This window comes from Acetobacter sp. AC2005, from assembly GCF_037901235.1.
GTDB lineage: Bacteria > Pseudomonadota > Alphaproteobacteria > Acetobacterales > Acetobacteraceae > Acetobacter > Acetobacter oryzoeni.
This window is the reverse complement of record NZ_CP149625.1, coordinates 1,945,087-1,966,424: the sequence shown is the minus strand read 5'-3', so window position 1 is coordinate 1,966,424 and position 21,338 is coordinate 1,945,087. Positions and strand designations below refer to the sequence as shown.

The 21,338-nt window shown below is 54.1% G+C and carries 19 protein-coding genes; 11 read left to right on the top strand and 8 right to left on the bottom strand.

The window, feature by feature from the left end:
- Positions 1-57: 57 nt before the first annotated feature.
- Genes QQM41_RS09420 through QQM41_RS09400 form a run of 5 tightly spaced genes read left to right on the top strand, consistent with a single transcriptional unit; the run spans position 58 to position 5,086 of the window.
- Positions 58-1,305 (top strand): nicotinate phosphoribosyltransferase, encoded by a 1,248-nt coding sequence (locus QQM41_RS09420; RefSeq protein WP_080986698.1) that lies wholly within the window; start codon positions 58-60, stop codon positions 1,303-1,305.
- Positions 1,302-1,721, top strand: coding sequence for a hypothetical protein (locus tag QQM41_RS09415; protein ID WP_339076970.1), 420 nt, complete (start codon positions 1,302-1,304; stop codon positions 1,719-1,721). Before QQM41_RS09420 ends, QQM41_RS09415 begins: the two co-directional genes overlap by 4 nt.
- Positions 1,722-1,777: 56 nt before the next feature.
- Positions 1,778-3,106, top strand: a complete 1,329-nt coding sequence (gene gltX / locus QQM41_RS09410) for a glutamate--tRNA ligase (protein WP_339076969.1) — start codon at positions 1,778-1,780, stop codon at positions 3,104-3,106.
- Between the two features lie 12 nt (positions 3,107-3,118).
- Positions 3,119-3,748, top strand: coding sequence for a nicotinamidase (locus tag QQM41_RS09405; protein WP_339076968.1), 630 nt, complete (start codon positions 3,119-3,121; stop codon positions 3,746-3,748).
- A 33-nt stretch (positions 3,749-3,781) separates the two neighbouring features.
- Positions 3,782-5,086: a lipoprotein pyruvate-formate lyase gene (locus QQM41_RS09400; protein ID WP_339076967.1), complete on the top strand. Its 1,305-nt coding sequence runs from the start codon at positions 3,782-3,784 to the stop codon at positions 5,084-5,086.
- 5 nt (positions 5,087-5,091) lie between these two features.
- Here the strand turns inward: QQM41_RS09400 and QQM41_RS09395 are convergent, their stop codons facing one another.
- Entirely contained in the window at positions 5,092-7,464 is a 2,373-nt protein-coding gene (locus QQM41_RS09395) for a heavy metal translocating P-type ATPase (protein WP_339076966.1), read from the bottom strand.
- 123 nt (positions 7,465-7,587) lie between these two features.
- Here QQM41_RS09395 and QQM41_RS09390 point away from each other — a divergent pair, with 123 nt between their 5' ends.
- Genes QQM41_RS09390 through QQM41_RS09380 form a run of 3 tightly spaced genes read left to right on the top strand, consistent with a single transcriptional unit; the run spans position 7,588 to position 10,795 of the window.
- Positions 7,588-8,013, top strand: a complete 426-nt coding sequence (locus QQM41_RS09390) for a hypothetical protein (protein WP_339076965.1) — start codon at positions 7,588-7,590, stop codon at positions 8,011-8,013.
- 44 nt (positions 8,014-8,057) lie between these two features.
- A complete protein-coding gene (locus QQM41_RS09385) occupies positions 8,058-9,803 on the top strand; it encodes a copper resistance system multicopper oxidase (RefSeq protein ID WP_339076964.1) in 1,746 nt (581 codons plus the stop codon).
- Positions 9,800-10,795, top strand: a complete 996-nt coding sequence (locus QQM41_RS09380) for a copper resistance protein B (protein ID WP_339076963.1) — start codon at positions 9,800-9,802, stop codon at positions 10,793-10,795. The genes QQM41_RS09385 and QQM41_RS09380 overlap by 4 nt, the downstream gene beginning before the upstream one ends.
- Positions 10,796-10,878: 83 nt before the next feature.
- Here QQM41_RS09380 and ilvC read toward each other — a convergent pair whose 3' ends face one another.
- From ilvC to miaA, 4 genes are all read right to left on the bottom strand, one after another.
- Positions 10,879-11,898, bottom strand: coding sequence for a ketol-acid reductoisomerase (gene ilvC / locus QQM41_RS09375; RefSeq protein WP_035362122.1), 1,020 nt, complete (start codon positions 11,896-11,898; stop codon positions 10,879-10,881).
- Between the two features lie 59 nt (positions 11,899-11,957).
- The gene (ilvN, locus tag QQM41_RS09370; protein ID WP_003623117.1) at positions 11,958-12,476 is read right to left on the bottom strand and encodes an acetolactate synthase small subunit; all 519 of its coding nucleotides are present in this window, start codon (positions 12,474-12,476) and stop codon (positions 11,958-11,960) included.
- Between the two features lie 67 nt (positions 12,477-12,543).
- Positions 12,544-14,394 carry a biosynthetic-type acetolactate synthase large subunit gene (ilvB, locus tag QQM41_RS09365; RefSeq protein ID WP_196332571.1) on the bottom strand — a complete coding sequence of 617 codons (1,851 nt, stop codon included), beginning with the start codon at positions 14,392-14,394 and terminating at the stop codon, positions 12,544-12,546.
- A 14-nt stretch (positions 14,395-14,408) separates the two neighbouring features.
- The gene (gene miaA / locus QQM41_RS09360) at positions 14,409-15,422 is read right to left on the bottom strand and encodes a tRNA (adenosine(37)-N6)-dimethylallyltransferase MiaA (protein ID WP_408874561.1); all 1,014 of its coding nucleotides are present in this window, start codon (positions 15,420-15,422) and stop codon (positions 14,409-14,411) included.
- Between the two features lie 30 nt (positions 15,423-15,452).
- On the opposite strand from miaA, the gene serB reads away from it, so the two are divergent.
- Both serB and QQM41_RS09350 read left to right on the top strand, forming a co-directional pair.
- Positions 15,453-16,343: a phosphoserine phosphatase SerB gene (gene serB, locus QQM41_RS09355; protein ID WP_339076962.1), complete on the top strand. Its 891-nt coding sequence runs from the start codon at positions 15,453-15,455 to the stop codon at positions 16,341-16,343.
- Positions 16,344-16,379: 36 nt separating this feature from the next.
- Positions 16,380-16,574 carry a hypothetical protein gene (locus QQM41_RS09350; protein WP_003623125.1) on the top strand — a complete coding sequence of 65 codons (195 nt, stop codon included), beginning with the start codon at positions 16,380-16,382 and terminating at the stop codon, positions 16,572-16,574.
- Positions 16,575-16,597: 23 nt separating this feature from the next.
- On the opposite strand, the gene QQM41_RS09345 is transcribed toward QQM41_RS09350, so the two are convergent.
- Positions 16,598-17,629 (bottom strand): mitochondrial fission ELM1 family protein, encoded by a 1,032-nt coding sequence (locus tag QQM41_RS09345; protein ID WP_339076961.1) that lies wholly within the window; start codon positions 17,627-17,629, stop codon positions 16,598-16,600.
- 129 nt (positions 17,630-17,758) lie between these two features.
- Between QQM41_RS09345 and QQM41_RS09340 the strand changes: the two genes are divergently transcribed.
- On the top strand, positions 17,759-18,961 hold the full coding sequence (locus QQM41_RS09340) for a DEAD/DEAH box helicase (protein ID WP_339076960.1): 1,203 nt from the start codon (positions 17,759-17,761) through the stop codon (positions 18,959-18,961).
- Here the strand turns inward: QQM41_RS09340 and QQM41_RS09335 are convergent.
- Positions 18,912-20,021: a glycosyltransferase gene (locus QQM41_RS09335; protein ID WP_339076959.1), complete on the bottom strand. Its 1,110-nt coding sequence runs from the start codon at positions 20,019-20,021 to the stop codon at positions 18,912-18,914. The two genes, QQM41_RS09340 and QQM41_RS09335, sit on opposite strands and share 50 nt — an antisense overlap.
- A 15-nt stretch (positions 20,022-20,036) precedes the next feature.
- Positions 20,037-21,245, bottom strand: coding sequence for a glycosyltransferase family 4 protein (locus tag QQM41_RS09330; protein ID WP_339076958.1), 1,209 nt, complete (start codon positions 21,243-21,245; stop codon positions 20,037-20,039).
- Positions 21,246-21,338: the final 93 nt, after the last annotated feature.

Below are 21,338 nucleotides of genomic sequence, written 5' to 3'. Positions count from 1 at the left end.
AGCCTGAACATTCAGGCTGATCACAGAACCGGGGGGTGGGGTTTACCTTGCTCCCTGTTGTTCCCATCATCCCTGCAGCCCCAATGGCAGAAAGAGCAGATCAGGATGACGCATTCCTTCTCCAAACCTTCAGCTGGCGTCTGTTCCGCCCGCACAGCAGCACCGCTTTCCGATGCAGAAATTCGCGCGCGCACAGATTCCTACTTTAATCGTACCCGTCAGATTGTAAGCCGGTTTGGAGATTGTGAGGTTACATACGCCTTCTTTATCCGTCGTCCGGTTATTTCTGCTCCGGGGCTGATGCTGGAATGGCTGAAAAACGTTATGGCCCAGCGCCAAGCCCCCTACACCGTGGATGTGGTGCACCCAGAAGGTGAATGGGTGGGTGCTGGTGAGCCGCTGGTTTACGTAACAGGCTCCTTTACCCATCTGGCGGATTTAGAAACACTGCTGTTGCAAAAACTCGGCAGCCCATGTGTTGCGGCCCACCGCGCTTACCAGATGGCGCTTTCCCTACCCCATACGCGCTTTTTGGCCATGGATGCCCGCCATTGCGCTGGGTATGAAATGCAGGAGCTTATGGCATATGCGGCTTCTGTTGGGGGGCGTGAGGCGCAGGAAAACGGGGCTATAGGGTTTGTAGGCACAGCCAATGATGCCGTAGCACCCTTTTTTGGGGGCACACATGGCGCAGGCACCATGCCTCATGCCTTAATTGGCTATGCGGGCTCTACCGTGCGTGCGGCTGAAATGTTCCATGCGGAATTCCCGCATACTGACCTCGTGGTGCTGGTAGATTACTTTGGGCAGGAAATTACGGACGCACTGGCCGTTTGCAATCGCTTCCCCAAACTGGCGGCAGAAGGCAAACTGGCTGTCAGGCTGGATACGCATGGCGGCCGCTTTATGCAGGGTTTAAACCCGCAGGAATCCTATGCGGTGGTCAACCGTCATGCGCCAGAGGCACTGCGCCGTTATCGGTCTGATAAAGAACTGCGTTACCTGATTGGCACAGGTGTTTCTGCCGCAGCCATTTGGAAAATGCGTGAAGAACTGGACCATGCAGGCTTTCCGCACGTTAAAATTATTGCCTCATCTGGCTTCGGCGTAACCAAATGCGCCTGTATGGCGGATGCACACGCCCCTATTGATGTTGTTGGCACAGGCTCCTTTATTCCTGAACTGTGGAACGAAACCTACGCCACAGCCGATATTGTCTCCTACAACGGCGTTGAACGGGTAAAAATCGGGCGGGAATTCCTTCTTCCCTCCTTCCGCAAAACCACCAAAGGCGAACAGGCATGACCGAAAAAACCGATACCGAAGACAAAACATGGAAAGTTCGCATTCTGGATCTTTCTGGCTGTGCGGAAGATAACATTGTGGAAGATGTTGGCGTTTTTCATGATCTGGCCCACGCCAACGCATTTGCCCGCGCCTATGTGCGCGACAGTGTAGAACGCTGCCGCACCCCCGGCGCCAGCGCCAAAGATGTGCTGACAACGTGGTTCAGCTTTGGTGAAGATGCCGTTGTGCTGGATGCAGGTGAAGATGGCTGGCATTCCGCCAATGAGCTGGATGATTTTACAGCCCACCGCGCAACACCGATGGAACGAGACTGGCGCGCGCTGGACCCGCGCCGGCTGGTTGAAGATAACGAAGACCTGACAGACCTTTACGGCACGACAGACGATGCCGATAATGGCGGCCACCAGCACTAACACAGCATAACGCTGTGGCTGGTCTTTCCTGTTCATTCGCGCCATAAGCTTCTGTCATGAAACTCCGTTTTGCTCCCAGCCCTACCGGCCTCCTGCATGTTGGCAATGCCCGTCAGGCACTTGCCAATGCCCTTTACGCTCGCCGCCACGGTGGCCAATTCCAACTCCGTATTGATGATACGGACATCGGCCGCTCCCGCGAGGAGCTGGTAGAAGCTATCCAGAAAGATCTGCACTGGATGGGCATTCAGTGGGATGAAACCTTCCGGCAGACAGAACGGCTGGACCGCTACGCTGCAGCTATTGAGAAGCTGAAGGCTTCTGGCCACCTTTACCCCTGCTTTGAAAGCGAGCAGGAACTGGCCGCCAAGCGCGAAACACAGATCCGCCAGCGCCGCGCCCCGGTTTATGACCGCGCCATGCTGAAAATGACCCCCCAGCAGCGCGCGCAGGCAGAAGCAAATGGTAAAGTGCCCTATTGGCGCTTTAAGCTGTCCAACACCATCGTGCGCTGGCGCGATATGGTGATGGGCGATTGCCAGGTTAAACTCCCTTCTGTTTCAGACCCCGTTCTGGTGCGCACAGATGGCACGGTGCTGTACACACTGGCCTCTGTTGTGGATGATCTGGAAACAGGCATTACCCACATTATCCGTGGGGAAGACCATGTAACCAACACGGGTGTGCAGATTGATATTGCCCAAGCCCTTGGCGCACATCCTGACCATTTCCGTTTTGCACATCTGCCGCTGCTGCTTGATGAAAACGGTGGCAAGCTTTCCAAACGGTTTGATGCGTGTTCACTGCGCACATTTCGTCAGGACGGCATAGAAGCAACAGCGCTGATCTCCTACCTTGCCCGCCTTGGCTCTTCGGATGATCCGGTGCTGCTCCCGTTTGATGAGCAGGCCAAGATATACGATATCTCCCATATCTCCCGCTCTGCAGCACGGTTTGATACCCGCCAGCTTCTGGCCATGAACCATAAGCTGCTGGCCCAGACACCCTATGCAGATGTGGCTGACAGATTACCTAAAGGCGCGACCGAAGCCTTCTGGCTGGCTATTCGCGGGAATATCGAACTGCTTTCAGAAGCCCGCCTGTGGCATAATGTAACGGATGGAGACATCATTCCCCCCGTGCAGGAAGGTGAAGATGACTTCCTGAAAGAAGCCGCCAGCCTGTTGCCGCCTGAACCGTGGAATGAAACCACATGGAAGGCATGGACAACCGCTGTGCGTGAAAAAACGGGCCGTTCTGGCAAAGCCCTGTTTCACCCCCTCCGTTTGGCACTGACAGGGGAAGAACAAGGGCCGGAACTGCGTGATCTTCTGCCGTTAATTGGCCGCTCCCGCGCTTTGGCCCGGCTGCTTCCTTCTGCATAAAGAGTAACACATATGCCTCTGCAATCAGCGCCTTCCCTTCCTGCCTTTATACCGGGCAAAACGGATGCGCTGATTGTGGTGGATGTGCAGAACGATTTTCTGCCAGATGGCGCCCTGCCTGTGCCCAAAGGTCATACCATTGTGCCTGTTATTAACAGATTGGCACATTTACCTTTTGGGTTGATCGTAACCTCGCAGGACTGGCACCCATCCGATCATGTTTCTTTCAAAACCACTCATCAGAACGGTCTGTGGCCTCCGCATTGTGTAGCCAATACACACGGAGCGGCCTTTCCCCAAGATTTACACCTGCCTGAACGCACCCTGCACCTGTTGAAAGGCGCACAATCCGATCAGGATAGTTACTCTGCTTTTGGGGCTCAAACACAGTCGGGCCAGTTGCTTGATGCTGTTTTAAAACAGCATGGCATCACACGTGTTTTTGTATGTGGCTTGGCATTGGAATACTGCGTGCAGGCCACAGCACTAGATGCACAAAAAGCCGGATATACAACCGTGCTTCTTACAGATGCCACCCAAGGCCTAGAAGCTGACCCTACCCCCGCTTTAATGGCCTGTCAGGCAAAAGGTATTTTGCTGTATTCTGGTTTACAATTACACACACCTTACTTAACGCGCTGATTCATACCCTACGCAAACCAGCCAGAGGTTTTTATGCGTAACAGTCTTTCTCGCCGTCGTTTTGGTCTTTGCTGTGCTGGTATGGGCATTTCTGCTCTGGCTGGACCACCCATTGTTGCACGTGCAACATCCATTCCTGAACTGATGGAACGCGAGCCGCCCATGCTGGAAACCCTTAAATGGGCACCGCATGTGCATAAGGCCATTCAGAACGTTATCAACGCCAACGGGCAATATTCCTCCACCTACAACCCGCAGCGCCGGCCCTACGTGGTGGTGGACTGGAACAACACAGCCATTGTGGGCGATGCGCAGGAAACGCTGTTCCTCTACATGCTGGAACACTTCAGTTTTCTGATGCGTGCAGATGAATTCCGGCATCTCATCCACGTGCATGCATTTGCGCACCCCTTGCCGGCCCCATTTGTTAATATGGCCGGGCAACCTGTTTCCTTCCCGGTGCTGGTGGATGATCTGATAGAGGATTACCGTGCTCTGGCCGCCCGTTATGGGCACATGCCCCACCCACTCCCGCGGGATGTGTTGGCAAAAGATGTCACTCTTCAAGCTTTTCGGGCCAGAATGGCCTTTTGCCAACAGGCTGTTGCCACACTACATGGGCCAGAAGCCGCACAACGCTGGATGATACGATTGGTAGCAGGGCAGACAGCAGCAGACGTTATAGCCCTTAGCCGTGCGGCTAATGAATGGTGCCTTGGGGCTTCCATAACCACACAAACATGGGAATGCCCGGCAGAACGCCCCGGCAAGGCAGGCCCGGTATCTGCCAAAGTTGTGCAAGCCCTGCGCCTTACGCCGGAAATGGCCAACCTGTTCCAGATCTTGCAGGAACACGGGATAGACCCGGTTATCTGCACCTCCGGCATGGAGGATATTACGGCGCTTTTCGCCACATCGGCTGAATATGGATACAACCTGCCGCGTGAACATGTTTTTGGCGCACGTTTGGCCGAGCGTAAAAAAATCCTGCTTTCCACCGAGGTCGCACATTATCCCTTCCCGGCAGATGCGGGAAAAACCGCCATTATTCACAAATACTTTGTCGCAAAACGGCAAATGTCACCGCTCATGATTTTTGCGGGAGAAGATTGCTCAGCGCATATGCTGGAAGCTTTTCCTGACAGCAAGCTGAACTGTCTGATAAACCGCAAACAATCCGCCCCCATGCAGAAATTTTTGCAAAAGGCCGCACAATCTGCCTCAGACACCGCGCCCCGGCAGTTTTACCTGCAAGGGCGTGATGAAAACACAGGGGAATGGTTGCCAGAAGAAGGCAGTATTCTATTGGGGGAAACCAATCCTTCCCTCCCCACCTGATATGATCAGGATTTGGGCTTCCACCGGTTTAGCAATAGAGAATTGCTGACAACAGAAACAGAACTCATCGCCATGGCAGCCCCTGCCAAAACCGGGTCCAGCTTACCAAGGGCTGCCAAAGGCAAACCAAGAATATTGTAAATAAAAGCGAAAAACAGGTTCTGCCATATTTTGGAAACCGTGGCGCGTGAGAGGGAAAGCGCATCCACCAAGGCCAGCAGGTTGCTGCGCATTAGCACAACATCTGCCGTTTCCAAGGCAATATCTGCCCCAGCACCTATGGCAAAACCAACATCAGCAGAAGCTAGAGCCGGGGCATCATTAATACCATCGCCCACCATGCCCACGCACTTGCCCTGCTCTTTCAGTTTACGAATTTCAGCCTGTTTGCCATCTGGCAGCACGCCAGCAATAACTGTTTTTATGCCCACCTGCTGGGCCACGGCTTGCGCAACACGGGCGTTGTCCCCCGTAAGCATCACCACATCCAAACCCTGCTGCTGCAAGGCTGCTACTGCTTCTTGCGCTTCTGGGCGGATCTGATCTGCCAGCGCAAACCATGCCAAAACCGTTTGCCCCTGCGCCACACCCACAACCGTGCGCCCCTGCTGTTGCCAGCTTTGGGTAAGATCATGATCGATCGTGCACCCCAAGGTATCCAGATATGCAGGAGAACCCAACGCAATAGGGTGGCCCTGATATTCTGCTCTAACACCCTGCCCTGGCACAGCCTGAAAGCCAGATATTTCTGCCGCAGTAACATCCTGCGCACGTGCATAGTTCACAACCGCACGCGCTAACGGATGTTCGGATTGGCTTTCCAGCGCATATGCCACGGCAAGTGCATCATGTGCAGAAACATGCTCTGCCACCTGAACATCCACAACTGCGGGCTGCCCTTGGGTTAAGGTGCCTGTTTTATCCACCACAAGCGTTGTGAGTTTGCGTGTCTGTTCCAGCGCATCTGCATTACGGAACAAGATACCCGCACGTGCGCCCAACCCCGTGCCCACCATAATGGCGGTAGGAGTAGCCAACCCCAAAGAGCACGGGCACGCAATGACCAGCACGGAAATAGCGTTAACAAGGCTTTGGTCCCACACACCTGTTAGCAACCAGCCTGTGGCAAATGTCAGCACAGCCAGCGCCAGCACCACCGGCACAAAAACAGATGCCACCTTATCTGCCAGCCGCTGCACACTGGCTTTGCTGCCCTGTGCCTGCTCTACCATATGCACAATGCCTGCCAGAACTGTCTGGCTGCCAATACCGGTTACTTTGGCGCGCAGGGCTCCTGTCTGGTTTAATGTGCCTGCAAACACGTTGGCACCCGTTTGCTTGGCAACAGGCACGCTCTCACCCGTTAGCATGGCCTCATTCACATCCGATGCGCCAGAAAGCACCACACCATCTACCGGAATACTCTCACCGGGGCGCACCAGAAACACATTGCCCACTTGTAACTGCTCTACGGGTTCATCGGTTATCTGCCCGGCGCGTTCAACATGTGCTGTTCTGGGCTGAAGCCGCAGCAGGCTTTCCATACCAGCACCTGCGCGCGCCTTGGCGCGGGCCTCCAACAAACGGCCCAGCAATACCAGCGTAATCACCAGTGCGCTGGCCTCAAAATAAACAGGCTGATCTAACCCAAACAGCACCACAACCGCGCTGAAGCCATAGGCAATGCTGGTGCCCAAAACCACCAGCACATCCATGGTGGCGGCACCGCTGCGCAATGCGTGCCATGCCCCCGCATAAAAGGAGCGGCCACACCAAAACTGCACCACAGTGGCCAAAACAAGCTGCACCCATAGCGGCAACATAACCGCATGGTGTGCGCCTACCATCATACCCACCATTTCCAGCAGAAATGGCAGGCTTAAAACCGCAGCCAGCACAAAACCTGTTAGTGCGGTGCGCCATTCCTTCTGCCGCTGATGCTTGGCTTCTTCCGCTGTTTTCTGTTGGAAGACACTTGCGCCATATCCGGCTTTTTCTACCGCAGCTATCAGCGCCTGCGCGGTGACTATGCCGGGAACAAAAGTAACATGTGCACGCTCGGTAGCCAGATTAACGTTTGCATGCACAGATGGGAGGGCGTTCAGCACCTTTTCCACACGCCCGGCACAACCTGCACAAGAAAGCCCTGTCAAAGCCAGATCCACGCTGGATGTCTGCGCCCCAAACCCGGCTTTGGTAACGGCGTCCAATATATCCGTTACGTTGCTTGCACCTGCACCCAGATCAACCTGTGCCTTGGCCGTTGCAAAATTGACAGAGGCCTGCACACCCTCCAGCCTGTTCAGCACTTTTTCCAGCCGGGCAGCGCATGCGGCGCAGGACATCCCTTCTACCGGGAAACTGATTGTCTGGCTCATTCACCCTACTCCGCCTGTAACTGCCACGCCTGCGCACCGCATCAGAAAACCACTATGATACGACTTCCTGCTTTGCAGGACATTTTCTTGCTCTCATATACACATTGCAGATATGGTGGCGAGATGATGGATCGCATCCTGCCTTTCAGAAAAATTCTGAGCGGCCTGCTTTTTGTAGCAGTGCTGATAGGCTTGCATGCGCTTTTGCCGGGCAAGATATTTGCATCTGCTCATGCCATGACGCACTGGCACTCAGGCTTACAATCTGCCGAGTGCCATTCTCATGCTTCCATGAACATGCCGATGGAACATCATGCTGCACCCGCACATGCTGCCCATTGTGCATTGCAAACCCATACACACCATCATCAACAACATTGTTGCCAACCAGACTGCTTTGCAACCGGCCTTTCTGCGCTTCTGCCTTATACGCCTGCGCATGATGCCGCATGGCAAATGCCTGCGCATCGGTTACGCAGGAATGTTCTATTCCTGCCAGATTACACAGCAGATCCCCTGCTCAGACCACCCAAACTGCATAACGCCTGATTTTTCATACGTTTTAATCAGTCGGTCTGCGCGTTCTTATATGCGTGCAGCATGATGCAGAATGGACAATACCCATGCATATTCGCCCTGTTTTGAAAGGGAGAAATGTGTCTCGTCGGCAGTTTATAACTGGCGGCAGCGCATTGGCAGCCCTGTATGCCCTTAAGCCACCCAAACAAGCTTTTGCTTCTGCCCACACATCCGGGATTGTACCCCCAAACGCCAGCAACACGTTTGATCTGACCATCGGCTGGGCGAACGTAAATATTTTAGACAAACCGCAGCGCGTACCCACAATGAATGGTGGTGTGCCCGGCCCTATCCTGCGATGGCGTGAAGGCGATGATTTACGCCTGAACATCCATAATACATTGGACGAAACAACCTCCATCCACTGGCATGGCATCCGGTGCCCAGCACATATGGATGGCGTGCCGGGGTTAAGCTTTGCCGGAATTGAACCCGGCGCACGCTTTACCTATCGCTTTCCTGTAAAACAGAGTGGCACATACTGGTATCACAGCCACTCCAACATGCAGGAAGCCATGGGGCTGTATGGAGCCATTGTGATTGACCCCAAGGAGCCAGACCCCAATAGTTATGACCGCGATTACATCATCCTGCTTTCAGATTGGTCTGATGTGGCACCTCATACCATCATCAACAAGCTGAAGTTTCAGGATGACTACTATAATTTCCGGCAACGCACGGCTGTCTCGTTCTTTCATGATGCCAAGAAATCCGGCGTTTGGCCGACACTAAAAGACCGCATGCAGTGGGCTGGCATGAACATGTCCGCTACGGATATTTCAGACGTAAGCGGCATTATCTACACCTATCTGATGAACGGCTGCGCCCCTGCTGCCAACTGGACCGGTATTTTTAAACCCGGTGAACGCATCAGGCTGCGGTTTATCAACGCTTCCGCCATGACCTTTTACGATATCCGTATTCCCGGTTTACAGATGGATATCATTCAGGCGGATGGAAATAATGTTGAACCCGTGCGGGTAGATGAATTCCGTATTGGTGTGGCTGAAACGTATGATTGCATTGTGCAGCCTCAAGGCAACCAAGCCTACACCATTTTTGCCCAAAGTGAGGATAGAACGGGTTATGCCCGCGGCACGCTTGCCCCTCATTCCGGCATGAGCGCACCTGTTCCCCCCATGGATGAACGGCCCGTACGCACCATGGTGGATATGGGTATGGCCATGCACGAAGGGCACGATATGGGCGGCATGAATATGCACGACATGCCTATGCACCAAGCCACAAAAACGCATGTGCCGCCTTTGAATGTAGAAAACCAGAACCGCGCCGCCATGCCGATCAACCGTCTGGCAGACCCCGGTGATGGCTTACAAAACAACGGCCGACGGGTTCTGACATACGCAGATCTGCGCGCCACCCACCCCGCCACAGATCAACGTCCGCCATCGCGCGAGATCACGTTGCATCTTACCGGCAACATGGAGCGTTATATCTGGGGGTTTGATGGCAAAAAGTTCTCGGAAGCCGAGCCTATCCCTCTGCGTTTGGGTGAACGGGTGCGCTTTATCCTGATAAATGACACCATGATGGAGCACCCCATCCATTTGCATGGTTTGTGGAGCGAACTGGAAAACGGGAACGGCCTGTACAACCCGGTAAAACACACCATTATTGTGCAACCGGGCGGAAAGCTGAGCTATCTGGTTTCTGCCGATACACCGGGTTTATGGGCTTTTCACTGCCACCTGCTTTACCACATGGATTTAGGCATGTTCCGCACGGTGGTGGTGTCATGAAAACATGTTTGAACCGCCAATACATTTCCCGTTTTTTGCTGTGGGGTATGTCCGCTCTGCTTATGGCTTCTGCAATTATGCCCCATGCCAAGGCAGCTTCCATGAACCATGCAGGTATGGAAGGCATGGATGATATGGATATGGGCGACATGGACATGCCTGCCCCAAAACCTAAACCCCAGCAAAGCTCAAACCCGGCCCAGCATTCTGGCCACACCATTGCACCCAACAAAAGCACTAAGGTGAGCACTTCTGCCTACCCACCCGTAACGCCCAGTGCCCAGTGGCCTGCAACGCCGCCACCCGTGCCTAAATTACATTACGTACAGCACATCCATCCGGTTATGGACCACAATACATACTTCCATGCTCTCTTGGAGCAGTTTGAAGGCCGATATACACCGGGCAACAGCTTGTTTAGGTATTCTGGCCAAGCGTGGTTTGGCACGGATTACAACAAGTTCTGGGTAAAGTCTGAAGGCGTTCTAGATGGCCACCGCCATTTTTCAGATGGTGATCATGAGTTTTTCTATGACCGGGCCATTTCCACCTATTTTGATGTGCAGGCTGGTATTCGGCTGGATGTAGATAGCGGCCCTACTCGTGCATGGGGTGCGGTGGGCGTGCAAGGACTGGCACTTTACTTTTTTGATGTCTCTGCCACGGCGTATTTCAACAACACTGGTGTAGCTGGCAAACTGGAAGGCTCTTATGACTTCCTGATTACCAACCGCCTGATTTTACAGCCACAGGCCGAGTTGAACTTCTATTCTCATGCAGACCCGGAACGCGGTGTAAGCCGAGGTTTTTCTGACATAGATGCAGGTTTGCGCCTACGCTATGAGTTCAAACGCCAGATTGCCCCTTATATTGCTGTTACCTATGCCGGGCATTATGGCAGCACCGCCAGCATAGCCAGAAACAACACCCGCATGGCAGAAAATGGACCAGAGGATTTACGTTTTACCTTTGGCATTCGCTCATGGTTTTAACATTGCGATAACCCTTAAATAGAAAAAGCCCTGCCACATATTTGGTGGCAGGGCTTTTTGCTACGGCTAACGCCAGAACTGAATTAGTTCTTGGTTTTGTCAACCAGACGGGATTTTGCAATCCACGGCATCATGCCACGCAGTTTTTCACCAACAGCTTCAATCTGGTGGGCATCGTTACGTGCACGTGTGGCCTTGAAGAACACGTTGCCGGACTGGTTTTCCAGCACGAAGTTACGCACGAACGTACCGTTCTGGATGTCCGTCAGGATACCCTTCATGGCTTTTTTGGTTTCCGGCGTAATCACGCGCGGGCCAGATACGTATTCACCATACTCAGCTGTGTTGGAGATGGAGTAGTTCATGTTGGCAATGCCGCCTTCGTAGATCAGATCCACGATCAGCTTCATTTCGTGCAGGCATTCAAAGTATGCCATTTCCGGTGCGTAACCACCTTCAACCAGCGTTTCAAAGCCAGCGCGGATCAGTTCAACCAGACCGCCGCACAGAACTGCCTGTTCACCAAACAGATCGGTTTCAACTTCTTCCTTGAAGGAAGTTTCGATCGTGCCAGCACGGCCACCACCAATGGCGGAAGCATAGGACAGAGCAATGTCCAGAGCCTTGCCGGACTTATCCTGCGCAATAGCAACCAGGCAGGGCACGCCGCCGCCACGCTGATATTCGGAACGCACGGTGTGGCCAGGGCCTTTTGGTGCAATCAGGAACACGTCCAGATCAGGGCGCGCTTCAATCAGGCGGAAGTGGATGGACAGACCATGAGCAAATGCCAGAGCGGCACCCTGCTTCAGGTTCTTTTCCAGAGATTCTTTGTACAGTGCGCCCTGGCCTTCATCTGGCGTCAGCACCATAACCACGTCTGCCCATGCAGCAGCCTGGTCTGGGGTCATCACGGTGAAGCCAGCTGCCTTGGCTTTTTCAACTGCTGAGGAGCTTTCGCGCAGGCCGATCACGACCTCTTTCACGCCGCTGTCCTTCAGGTTGTTAGCGTGGGCATGGCCCTGGCTACCATAACCAATAATGGCAACCTTTTTGGATTTAATCAGATTCACATCGGCGTCACGGTCGTAATACACGCGCATTGCCATGGTTTTTGCTCCTTTTAACAAGCCGGAATAGCTTTTCCGGCTTTTCTCATACTTCAGATGCTCTGAATTGTCTGCGGCCCGCGGCAAATGGAGGCCACGCCTGTGCGCGACACCTCAGCCAGCCCAAGCGGACGCATCAGCTCGATAAAACTGTCCAGCTTTTCTGTAGAGCCAGTCAGTTCAAACACAAAAGAACTCGCCGTGGTGTCCACCGCCCGTGCACGGAATGCCTGCGCAATCCGCAGGGCCTCCGTGCGTGGTTCGCCAGAGGAAACCACTTTCACCAGCGCCATTTCTCGCGCCACATATGGGCCTTCTGCCGTAAGGTCCACAACGCGGGATACGGGCACTACACGCGCAATCTGGGCACGTATCTGGCGAATGGCGGAGGGTGTGCCGGTTGTCACCACATTCACGCGGGATGTGGTCTGGTTTTCATCAACCGGGGCCACTGTCAGGCTCTGGATATTGTATCCACGGCCAGAAAACAGCTCCACAATACGGGCCAGAGCGCCGCTTTCATTATCCACCAAAAGAGAGATAACGGCAGAACCGGAATTTTCCTGCTGCATTGTCAGTGTATCCTGAAATCAGACTGGAAGAAGAAAGAAACCTCTCGGGGGAAAGCCCCAACCGGCCTCAGACCAGCATCTGCCCTTCTTTGGTAATCTTGGCTCCGCTTTCTTCCTGATCTGGCCCCAAAATCATTTCATTATGGGCGGCGCCAGAGGGAATCATGGGGAAGCAGTTTTCACCTTCCGCCACACAGATATCCACAATTACCGGCCCATCATGCGCCAGTGCCTGCCGGATGGTATCATCCAACTGGCTCAACTGCGTAACCCGCAGGCCCGTGCCGTGGAAGCTTTCTGCCAGCTTTACAAAATCTGGCAGCGCATCGCTGTAGCTTTCAGAATACCGAGAGCCATGCAGCAGCTCCTGCCACTGGCGCACCATGCCCATATAGTGGTTGTTGATGATGAAGATTTTTACCGGCAGGCGATACTGCGCAATGGTGCCCAGTTCCTGAATGTTCATCAGGGTGGAAGCTTCACCGGCAATATCCATCACCAGTGCATCGGGGTGTGCAATCTGCGCACCAACGGCTGCTGGCAAGCCATAGCCCATGGTGCCCAGACCACCAGATGTGAGCCAGCGGTTGGGATGATCAAACCGGAAGAACTGCGCAGCCCACATCTGATGCTGCCCGACTTCGGTTGAAACATAGGTATCCCGCCCGGTTTCACGCGCCAGTTCGTAAATACGGCGAATAGCCTGCTGGGGCTTGATAACCGCATCTGGCGCCTGATCCTGCGTAAAGCGCAGGCAATCCAGCGCACGCCATGCATCAATCCGGCTCCACCATTCCGCCAGTTCTTTCTGATGGGTGTAGGCGGGTTCTTTTTCCCATTCCTCAATCATCATGGCGATGGTTTCACCCACATCACCAATAATGGCTTCATCTACATGGATGATCTTGTTGATCTGGGCCGGATCAATATCCGCATGGATTTTGAAGGATGTAGGAGAAAACGCATCCACGCGCCCGGTCACACGGTCATCAAACCGGCTGCCCAGCGCAATCAGCACATCGCAATCATGCGTGGCCAGATTGGCTTCGTAGGTGCCGTGCATCCCCAACATGCCCAAGAACTGGGAATCGGTGCCCGGATAAGCCCCAAGGCCCATCAGCGTAGAGGTGATGGGAAAGCCCGTCATCTTCACCAGTTTGCGCAAGGCTTCACTGGCCTGGGGGCCAGAATTGATAATGCCGCCACCCGTATAAAACAGCGGGCGCTTGGCATTTTTCATGGCCTTTACGGCGCGGGCCACAGCATCTTTATCCGGCTTGGCCTGTGTTCTTTCCGTACGGGGTGCAATGTCCTGAGCGCCCATGTATGGCGCATCACCCACGGTGATGTTTTTAGGCAGATCGATCAGCACCGGACCGGGGCGGCCAGAACGTGCAATGGCAAAGGCCTCATGCACTGTTGGCGCCAGATCTTCGGGCTTACGCACCAGATAATTGTATTTGGTAACAGGCCGCGTAATGCCGGTGGTATCTGCTTCCTGAAACGCATCATAGCCAATCAGGCTTGTAGGCACCTGCCCGGACAGACACACCAGCGGGATGGAATCCATCATGGCGTCCAGCAAGCCAGTTACGGCGTTTGTAGCACCCGGACCACTGGTAACCAGCACAACCCCTACCTTGCCGGTAGAACGCGCATAAGCCTCTGCTGCATGAACAGCCGCCTGCTCGTGCCTTACCAGCACGTGGCGAATCTGGTTTTGCTTAAACAGGGCATCATAAATGGGCAGGACCGCCCCGCCCGGGTATCCGAAAATAACCTCCACACCCTGCTCAGCCAGCGCGCGCATAAGGACTTCCGCACCAGAAAGAGCTGGTGTGTTCCGTGCGTCTGATGGTGCCGAAGCAGCTTTGAGTGTCATGTCATCCTCTCTTCCCGGAAATGGGACAGGCCGCATCTTTAGGCCTCGAATCAGGCAGCGTCAATCCCAGAGAGAACGAAAGATACAATTTCTTCGTATTTTCTTTCCGAAAATTGCGCAAAATCAGAAAAAGATGCATCAACTGTGCATTCCAAGCCCTTTTTTGCCAAACTGTGGTGCGCAAACCACGTTGCCTGCCGCTTGGTATAACGCCCTGTGGCCTGCACAGCCCGTTGCGTGGCTTCTTGCTCGGTTATCTCTCCACGCAGCATGGCAGAAAGCTCTGGCACACCGTGTGCGCGCATGGCTGGCAGGGTGGTATCCAGTTTTCGGGCTAGTAACGCCTGCACCTCTGCCACAGAACCATTGCGCAGCATGGTCTCAAACCTTGCGGCAATGCGTGCCCGCAGTTCCGCACGTTCAGGGTTTAGGCGAACAGCTACAAACCGGCAGGCAGCGGGCGGCAAACCGGGCTGCTTATGCCACCATGTCAGCCCATGCCCTGTGCCACGCCAGACTTCCCACGCGCGTGAAACACGTTGGGAATCCACGGGCCTCAGGCGGCTGGCTGTTTCAGGGTCCACTTCCATCAGTCGGGCGTGCAAAGCAGGTGCGCCGTACTGTGCCACACTCTGGCGGGCCTCCTGCCGGGCCTCCTCCCCAGTATCCGGGATAATGGCCAAGCCATTTGTAAGGGCATGCAAGTACATGCCTGTGCCGCCACATAAAATGGGCAAACGGTTTTGCGCCCATGCCTGCTGCATGCAGCCCAAAGCCTGCTCTCGCCACCAAGCAACACTGCCTTTTTCTTCTGCTGGCAGCACACCATACAGCCGGTGTGGCACAAGCTGTTCGTCCTCCACACTGGGGCGTGCCGTTAAAATATGCAGGTCCTTATAAACCTGCATGGAATCGGCATTAATAATCTCGCCATTCAATCTGCGGGCCAATGCCAGCGCCAAAGCGGATTTGCCGGAACAGGTTGGCCCGGCCACAATAAGTGCTGCGGGCAGGTTGGCGGAAGCATCCGCAAGTCTGCCCATATGGTGTTCTGCTTGCCTCATGCCTGCATTCCTGCCACACACCCCTTTGCCATGACGAGCCTTGTTCTGACCCTTGTTGCCCAGCGTGAGGCAACCACCCTTGATAGCGCCACCATTGCACTGGTGCGCGACATTCTTGCCACCAATGCAGAAGCCACTGTGCTTTCTGCCGGGGAAGCTGTTGATATTCCTTGCCCGGAAAATGCAGCCACCAAACTGCCAGCCGTGCGGGAAGCGCTGAACACCCTGCCCGTAGATACGGTGCTGACACATACAGCCACGCGCCGCAAAAAACTGCTGGTTTCTGATATGGACAGCACCATTGTTGCCAATGAAACATTGGATGATGTGGCAACCCATGCCGGTATTGGTGAAAAAATAGCCGCTATTACCGCACGCTCCATGAATGGTGAGCTGGATTTTGCGACATCCCTACGTGAACGCGTGGCCCTGTTGAAGGGGCTCCCAGCTTCCTTACTGGAAAAAGCGTGGAAGGACGTCAAACTGAACTCTGGCGCGCGCGAACTGGTGCAGACCATGCATGCCCACGGCGCTTACACGGCGCTGGTTTCTGGTGGTTTTACCTTTTTTACCTCCAAGGTTGCGGCGCTGTGCGGATTTGATGAAAACCACGCCAACACGCTCCTTTTTGATGCAGAAGATTGCCTGACAGGCGCAACCGGCCAGCCTATTCTGGGCCCAGATGCAAAGCTGAGCCTACTGGAAAAGCTGACAGCTACACACAACCTGCCCACAGAAGCCACGCTGGCTATTGGTGATGGTGCAAATGACCTACCCATGCTGCGTAAGGCCGGGCTAGGTATGGCTTTTTATGCCAAACCGGTTGTGCGCAAGGAAATTGCAGCCCAGATCAACCATACATCCCTCCGCACGGCTCTGTTTGCACAAGGGTATCCCGCTTCTGCATTTATCAGGGACTAAACATTAGATTTGGCATGACGGCGTAAGGAAAAGATTATGCAGTTTGATCCGCGTGATATTTCAACTTACCCCATCGTCCGTACAATCTGCGTGATTGTTGGGTGTGGGCTGGTAGCTTACTGCTTTGTCTTTTACCTCAACCTGCCACCAGATACGCCAGAGCACGTTATGCGCCATGTTGCCGCACTTATTGTGGGCACGCTTATCCTGCTTGGATCTATCTGGATTTAAAATGCGCGGCACAAATGGCGTGGTTAAAAACCAAGCCGTTTGTGCAGTTCCGCAATAATATAGGGCGTATCATCTAACGGTAACGCCAACCACGGGGCCGGAAGGCGCGTTTCTGTATCTTCCAACACATGCACGCGCCCAGCCAGTTCCAACTCTTCTATAAAATCACTAATCCGGCGTGAACGCCCCGGCAACGGATAGATGGTAACTGGCGCACACCCGGCAACCGCTTCTGATATCATCGAAACACTGTCAATCGTGACAATCAGATTATCTGCACAGGCAATCAGTCCTTCATAGGGGTTTTCCCCTTCCCCATTCCAAACATGACCACCTGCTTTTTCTACAATATCTGTCAGCACCTTCATGGCTGCCGGGCTTGTACGACGAGAGGGTGTGACAACCAAGCTGCCCCCTTCCGCCTTGAGTGTTTCCACCAAAACCTGCCCAAGGCGATGGGCTTCTGCCTCTCCAAAATGAAAACGCCCGTTAGAGCCTCCAACCAAAGCGGCAATAAGAGGGCGTGGCAGTTCTGCAAATTGCGGTTTCCATTGCGCGCGCGCCTGTTCCAAGGCTTCGGGCGTAAGCCCGTGCAATGCTGTGCGGCCAAGCAACACGTTTGGGCCAGCAATATCATCGTGCCGACAGGCAACAATCAGATCAAACCGCGAGAGATTTTTACGAGGGTTCTGAATTTGCACCACAGGCCGGTGTGAACCGCGCAAACCAGCACCAACTTCTCCACCTTTACCACCAACACTCACCACAACAGAGGAGTGTGCAAAAGCCGGACATTCTTCCAGATCAGCCCCATCGCTCCCGCGTAAAAAGGGCTTACCAATCCAACGCGGCCCACGCAGCATAATACGGGCCAGTTTACTGGGGCATATGGGGTGAAAAGTGCCATTCCACCCTGCACGTGCTACAAGCCCCAGAGCTTGAGACCGCATACCAGCAAAATCTTCCCCCACAACAAAGGCAGCAACGCCCGCCTGCGTTCCGCAAGACGACATATTTGAACCCTCTGGGGTTCCGGCGTAATCTGCACGCGCCATGATGCGTTATTCCTCTGTTGCGCAAGGGAGAGTGCTGAAAAGCACCCCCGTGTCTTTCTCTCCTTGCCGCTGGAACGGAAAGCGTGCAAGGCGTGTTTGCGCATTCCAGATAAGGAGAAAGGCAACACGATGTCCGGCAGTTTCCATGATCTGGGCCTAGATCCAGCATTATGCGCATATGCGCAGCAGGCGGGCATGGCTGCCCCTACTCCAGTGCAAGAGGCTACTATTCCGGCCATTCTGGATGGCAGAGATGTATTAGTGCGTGCGCCCACGGGCACCGGCAAAACGGCTGCCTATGCCTTGCCGCTTAGCCAGAAGCTGCTGAAATCTCGCAAGCCACGTTTTGTGCTGGTTCTTGTGCCCACGCGTGAACTGGTTTTGCAGGTAGAAAAGGTTTTTCGCGCCTGCTTAGGCGAAAGCAAAAAAGGCCAGAAGCAAACGCCTGTTACCCTCGTACCGCTGTTTGGTGGCTCTGACCGCGCAGAGCAGGAGCATTTTCTTGCGCAAGCCACTGGCCGACGCATTCTGATTGCAACACCCGGACGCCTGCTGGACTTTGTTTCTAACCGGATTTGCGATCTTTCAGAATGCGGATATCTGGTTCTGGATGAAGGGGACCGTCTGTTTTCTCCCGAATTTCAGGAAGATACAGAAACACTGCTCTCCTATCTGCCGTCCATGCGGCAAACACTGGTGCTTTCTGCTACGCAGCCCGAAAGCCTTAAAAGCACGCTTTTGAACCTGCTGCATAAGCCGGTTGAAATCAGCATTGAACAAGCCCCCCAAAAGCGCGGCCCCATCCGCCAAGCGGCGTTGTTTTTAGATCCCGCTCAGAAACCGGGCTTTATTAAGGAATTTTTCAGCCGCGCGCCCAAAATGCGCAGCATTGTGTTTGTGCGCACAAAAGCAGAGGCAGATCAGCTTGCCGCTCTGCTTAAAAAAGCTCGGCTTGCCGCCGCTCCTTTGCATGGAGATATTGCGCAGGATAAGCGCACCAGCACGGTTGCCAGTTTTGAATCCGGGCGGCTCTTTATTCTTGTTGCTACAGATGTTGCGGCACGCGGCTTGGATGTGCCTTCTGTAAAGCAGGTTATCAATTACGATGTGCCAGATCAGCCAGAAACCTATTTGCACCGTATCGGGCGCACGGGCCGTGGCGGAGAAAAAGGATCCGCCCTTACACTATGCACAATGGATGACCGTAAAAGCCTCCGGCAAATTGAGGTTGGCGCTCATGTAAAACTGCGGATTATCAACGCCGAGCAGGCTCTTCCTGCACCTAGCCAGCCTCAAACTGCCTCACGCCGTTCAAAATCTGTTCGGCCATAATCTGCCATGCCTGCTCAGCCTCCCGCTTACCTTGCGTATTTGGTGTGGCAGCAGGCTTATCTTTTACAAATGCTGTAAGTGTTGCTGCAATGCTTTGGGCTTCTGGCTTGCAGAACAACACATTGGGTTGCCCGGCAAACTGTTCTGCCAGACCACTCACATCTGTTGAAATTACCCAACGCCCGGCGGCAAGGGCGGCTGCCCCTACACCACTTTGCGTGGCCTCTCTGTAAGGCAGCACCAGCGCATCCGCCCATGCCAGAAGCTGGCTGACTTTTGTTTCTGGCACCCATGTGTTTTCAATCTGCACATTCGGTAAACCTGCAAGCTGTTCCAGTTCTGCGCTATGGGGCCCTTTACCTGCAATCTGGCAGATATAATCGCCTTGCTTCCCTATAGCTGTAAGAGCTTGCGCCAGCAGATCCAGACCTTTGTAAGACAGCAATCTGCCAAAAAACAGCAGCCGAACCGGCCCTTTATGCGCAAAGGGGGCCGTTTGCTGCCCTTCTGGCGCAACAAACGCAAAAGGTGGATGAAAAGCCACCAGCGCACGCCGCCCACGCATACACCATTGTTTTTCAAGCTGGGCCGCTACATGACGGCTTAATGTAACCGGAATATCAGCAAACCACACCAGCAGGCGCTGCAAAAACATCTGCCCAACAAAACCATCACCAGGATGAGTTGCGGCATCATGCACCAGCACCACAACAGGCACACCAGCTTTACGCAAAGCTGCCACCATAATCAGATCAAGCGGCCCTGGCATGGCGCATATGGCAACATCAGGCCGAACAGCACGTAACATGCGGCCAAGTGCGTGCACCATACGCGGAGCCTGCAACAAGCGCATAAAAAAGCTGGAAAGGCTTTTGTACGTACGTACCGGTACATCATTATGAAGGTCAGGCTCGGCCTGTAGCACCTCCGCCCCAGAGGAGAGGGAAAGAACAGCAGACGTGTCTGGCAATGCGTTCAGGGCTTTGGCAAGTTCTGCAGCAATACGCGGGCCGGCCCCTTTGCGCCCCCACTGCCAGACAAATACCCGCATGCCGCTCAAACCATTTTTCCTAATCTACTTCTGCAATGCAGCTACTGCATTCAGTAAAGGAGTTGGCCCAAAGGCCCGCAATGCCGCCTTACCAGCAGCCTGCCCAAGCTGGCGGCGCTTGTTGGCATCATCTGCAAGAGTTTGCAATGCTTCTACTGCGCACCCAATATCTGCCTCTGCCCACACAGCTTGAGGTACCTGATACACACCCCGCGTATCTGTAGCTGTTACAAGTTTGTAAGAAATTGGCCAACCACATTCTGATGTTAAGAATTCTGACGTAGCAGACCAATCTGTGGCGATAACAGGGCGTTCCAGAAGCATGGCTTCTGCAGGTACCAGCCCAAACCCTTCGCTCCGGTGTAGGGAAAGCACAATATCAGCCTGCTTTGTCATGGCGTACACATCGGGCATTGGCAGCATACGGTTTTCAAAACGGATGTTCTGTGCGCCACCTGCCGCATCCTTCAGGCGCTGCATATCTGCCGCATAATGATCCGAGCCAGATATTTTCATTACCAACAGGCGGTCTTTCCTGTCTCCAAATGCCTGCCGAAACGCTACTATAGCCGCCAAAGGGTTCTTGCGCTCAAAACTGGATGCAAGACTAAAGGAAACCAACACCACCACAGCATCCTCTGGCCATCCAAAAGCCTGACGATCCAATTTGGAGGGCTGCGGAGGCACACACGCCAACGGATAGGGCACAACCTTGATTCGGCCAGGCATAAGAGGTTCCAGCGCGCACGCACTGAAATGCGAAGGTGTCCAGATTTCATGCACGCATGGCACGCCAGCATGCCATTCTGGCGAGATAACCGGTAGCTCCCACACCCAATAGCCCACAATACGGCGCCCGAGCACATGCTTTCGGCCCAGGCGCAAAAGAGCCGCTGGTATTTGTGGTGCATTTACATGCAGCACCAAAGCCGCTTTTGGATCTGCAAAAACAGAATCCAGCCCCTCTTTCCCCTGCGATTGTAAAAGACCAGCCTCTACCCCTTTTACACTTACGCCTTGAGAAAGCAGACCTCGCAAAAGCAATCTGGCCCCCTCACCCAAGCCGGAACCCCGGGCAAGCTCTCCTCCAATAATCACATTTGCATCAGCAATCGGCGTGGGATGAACCGCTTTAGGGGCAAGCAAAGCCGTAGCCTTGGCCAATAAACGCCGCCTTTGAGCTACAGGAAACAGACGCCACAAGTGATGGAGAGGATGAAGGGAAGATGTCACTCGTGCTATCCGTCACCTGAAAATAAGAAGAAAGTTGAGACAAAGCAGGGATTGCAGGCCCGCACAACCCACCGCATACTTTTGCCCATGCGG

What these genes read in the sequence shown, in the direction of transcription:
- QQM41_RS09405 (WP_339076968.1), top strand. Translation starts at nt 3,119, where the DNA reads ATGCCTCTGCAATCAGCGCCTTCCCTTCCTGCCTTTATACCGGGCAAA.
- ilvB (WP_196332571.1), bottom strand. Translation starts at nt 14,394, where the DNA reads ATGCGGCCTGTCCCATTTCCGGGAAGAGAGGATGACATGACACTCAAA.
- QQM41_RS09400 (WP_339076967.1), top strand. Translation starts at nt 3,782, where the DNA reads ATGCGTAACAGTCTTTCTCGCCGTCGTTTTGGTCTTTGCTGTGCTGGT.
- ilvC (WP_035362122.1), bottom strand. Translation starts at nt 11,898, where the DNA reads ATGCGCGTGTATTACGACCGTGACGCCGATGTGAATCTGATTAAATCC.
- gltX (WP_339076969.1), top strand. Translation starts at nt 1,778, where the DNA reads ATGAAACTCCGTTTTGCTCCCAGCCCTACCGGCCTCCTGCATGTTGGC.
- miaA (WP_408874561.1), bottom strand. Translation starts at nt 15,422, where the DNA reads ATGAGGCAAGCAGAACACCATATGGGCAGACTTGCGGATGCTTCCGCC.
- ilvN (WP_003623117.1), bottom strand. Translation starts at nt 12,476, where the DNA reads ATGCAGCAGGAAAATTCCGGTTCTGCCGTTATCTCTCTTTTGGTGGAT.
- serB (WP_339076962.1), top strand. Translation starts at nt 15,453, where the DNA reads ATGACGAGCCTTGTTCTGACCCTTGTTGCCCAGCGTGAGGCAACCACC.
- QQM41_RS09380 (WP_339076963.1), top strand. Translation starts at nt 9,800, where the DNA reads ATGAAAACATGTTTGAACCGCCAATACATTTCCCGTTTTTTGCTGTGG.
- QQM41_RS09350 (WP_003623125.1), top strand. Translation starts at nt 16,380, where the DNA reads ATGCAGTTTGATCCGCGTGATATTTCAACTTACCCCATCGTCCGTACA.
- QQM41_RS09395 (WP_339076966.1), bottom strand. Translation starts at nt 7,464, where the DNA reads ATGAGCCAGACAATCAGTTTCCCGGTAGAAGGGATGTCCTGCGCCGCA.
- QQM41_RS09345 (WP_339076961.1), bottom strand. Translation starts at nt 17,629, where the DNA reads ATGGCGCGTGCAGATTACGCCGGAACCCCAGAGGGTTCAAATATGTCG.
- QQM41_RS09340 (WP_339076960.1), top strand. Translation starts at nt 17,759, where the DNA reads ATGTCCGGCAGTTTCCATGATCTGGGCCTAGATCCAGCATTATGCGCA.
- QQM41_RS09415 (WP_339076970.1), top strand. Translation starts at nt 1,302, where the DNA reads ATGACCGAAAAAACCGATACCGAAGACAAAACATGGAAAGTTCGCATT.
- QQM41_RS09390 (WP_339076965.1), top strand. Translation starts at nt 7,588, where the DNA reads ATGATGGATCGCATCCTGCCTTTCAGAAAAATTCTGAGCGGCCTGCTT.